The sequence below is a fragment of the Micromonospora sp. S4605 genome, from assembly GCF_003176715.1.
In the GTDB taxonomy this organism is placed as follows: Bacteria; Actinomycetota; Actinomycetes; order Mycobacteriales; family Micromonosporaceae; genus Micromonospora; species Micromonospora echinaurantiaca.
In genome coordinates this window covers 1-2,163 of the sequence record NZ_QGSW01000250.1, presented here as the reverse complement: position 1 = coordinate 2,163, position 2,163 = coordinate 1, and the positions used below count along the sequence as shown (strand labels likewise).

General features: G+C 72.5%; 3 protein-coding genes. 2 read left to right on the top strand and 1 reads right to left on the bottom strand.

Annotated elements, in window-relative coordinates:
- The coding region (locus DLJ47_RS22465; protein WP_274703362.1) for a helicase C-terminal domain-containing protein at positions 1-248 on the top strand (248 nt) is incomplete at its 5' end.
- A gap of 121 nt (positions 249-369) precedes the next feature.
- Here the strand turns inward: DLJ47_RS22465 and DLJ47_RS22460 are convergent.
- Positions 370-1,722, bottom strand: a complete 1,353-nt coding sequence (locus tag DLJ47_RS22460; RefSeq protein ID WP_396774061.1) for an AI-2E family transporter — start codon at positions 1,720-1,722, stop codon at positions 370-372.
- A 105-nt stretch (positions 1,723-1,827) separates the two neighbouring features.
- Here DLJ47_RS22460 and DLJ47_RS22455 point away from each other — a divergent pair.
- A partial coding sequence (locus DLJ47_RS22455; protein ID WP_109902438.1) for a GroES family chaperonin occupies positions 1,828-2,163 on the top strand: 336 nt, incomplete at its 3' end.

Below are 2,163 nucleotides of genomic sequence, written 5' to 3'. Positions count from 1 at the left end.
CGGTGGACGCCAACGGCGGATCCGGCTTCGCCGCGGTCAGCGTGCCGATCGCCGCAGTCCGGCTGGCGCAGGGCGTGGGCCGGCTGATCCGGGCGACCGGCGACCGGGGCGTGGTGGCGGTGCTCGACTCGCGGCTGGAGACGGCCCGCGGCTACGGCCCGTTCCTGCGCCGCTCGCTGCCGCCGTTCTGGTACACCACCCGCTCCGACGTCGCCCGCGGCGCCCTCGAACGCCTCGCCAAGTCCTGACCCCGCACCTCACCCCTCATCTCAGGATCCGCACCTACAGCGAACGAGTGGCCTTCCCGGCTGGGGAGGCCACTCGTTCTCAGTTCGTGCGCGAATCTTGCGCGAGGTGGGAAGGGCGGGCTCAGGGGGCCTGGGAGGCGACCACGACGGCGTCGGGTGGGGTGTCCGGGACGGTGCGGGCGGCGAGGCGGCGGACCGCGGTGTTCAGCACGGCGATCAGCGGCACCGAGACCAGCGCGCCGGTGATCCCGGCGAGGACCACCCCGGCGGCGATGCCGATGATCACCGCGAGCGGGTGGATGGCCACCGCCCGGCCCATGATCAGCGGCTGGAGCACGTGCCCCTCCAGCTGCTGCACGCCGATCACCGCGCCCAGGATGATCAGCGCGGTCACCGGACCGCTGTCGACCAGCGCGACCAGCACCGCGACGCCGCCGGAGAGGGTGGCACCGACGATCGGGATGAACGCGCCGAGGAAGACCAGCGCGGCGAGCGGGAAGGCGAACGGGATGTCGAAGACGACGAGGAAGATGCCGATGCCGACCGCGTCGATGAAGGCGACCAGCACCGTCGCCCGTACGTAGGCGACCAGCGTCGACCAGGCCGCGCGACCGGCGTCGTCGACCTTCCAGCGCGCCGCCACCGGCAGCAGCCGGACCAGGAAGCGCCAGATCCGGTTGCCGTCGCGGAGGAAGAAGAAGGTGGCGAAGAGCACCAGCAGGGTGCCGGTGAGCACCTCAGCCAGGGTGGCCGCGGTGGAGAGCGCGCCGCTGGTGAACTTCTCGGTGTTGTTGTTGATCCACTGCTGACCCTCCTCGATGTAGCGGTCGAGTTGACCGTCGGAGAGGTGCAGCGGGCCGGTCTTCAACCAGTTCTGGATCTGCCGGACGCCCTCCGAGGACTTCTCGCTGAGCTCCGGGACGCCCTGGATGAACTCGTTCACCACCAGGGTCAGCGTGCCGATCACCGCGGCCAGGCCGCCGACCAGCACCACCGCGGTCGCCAGCGACCGGGGCAGGCGGGCTCGCAGCAGCCAGCCGACCGCGGGCGCGAGGAGCGCGGAGAGCAGCAGGGCGACCGCGAGCGGAATGATCACGATCCGGATGGTTCCGACGATCTTCAGCAGCGCCCAGGCCACGACGCCGATCACGATCAGCCGCCAGGACCAGGCGGCGGCGATCCGCAGCGCGTGCGGCACGTCCGCGTCGTCGCGGCTGGAGGTGGAGTTGTGCACGGCGGACGGCGGCTCCGCCCCAACCACCGTCGCCGTCGCTGGGGCCGCCGGCCCGGGAGCGGCCGGGGTGGCCACCTCGGCCGGCTCGGGAACCGCCGCGGACCTGGTCCGGCCGGAGCGCACCGATTCGCGTCCCGACTCGTACGCGCGACGCAGCCGTCCGCGTACCCGCTCGAAGCGGCTCAAGCGCACCTCCTGGCATGAGAACCGGCCCGTCCACGGTGTCAGGTCGCACAGGATACGCCTGACCACGTCACCGTAGGGCAGTTCCGCCACCCAGTGCCCCGGCGCCGGGCGGCGTAACCACCGGCCGCCGGTCAACCCGGACACGGTACCGTCTGCGGCGTGACCGCCGACAAGAATCTCGACTCCGGCCTGCCGATCCGGCTGCTGCACGACCGGGTGCTGGTGCGGATGGAGGGGAGCGAGGGCGAGCGCCGCTCCACCGCCGGCATCGTGATCCCGGCGACGGCCGCCGTGGGCAAGCGCCTGGCCTGGGCGACCGCGGTCGGGGTGGGGCCGAACGTCCGCTCCATCGTCTCCGGCGACCGGGTGCTCTTCGACCCCGACGACCGCTCCGAGGTCGAACTGCACGGCCGCGGGTACGTACTGCTGCGCGAGCGCGACGTGCACGCCGTCGCCGCCGAGCGGGTGGAGAACGACTCCACCGGTCTCTACCTC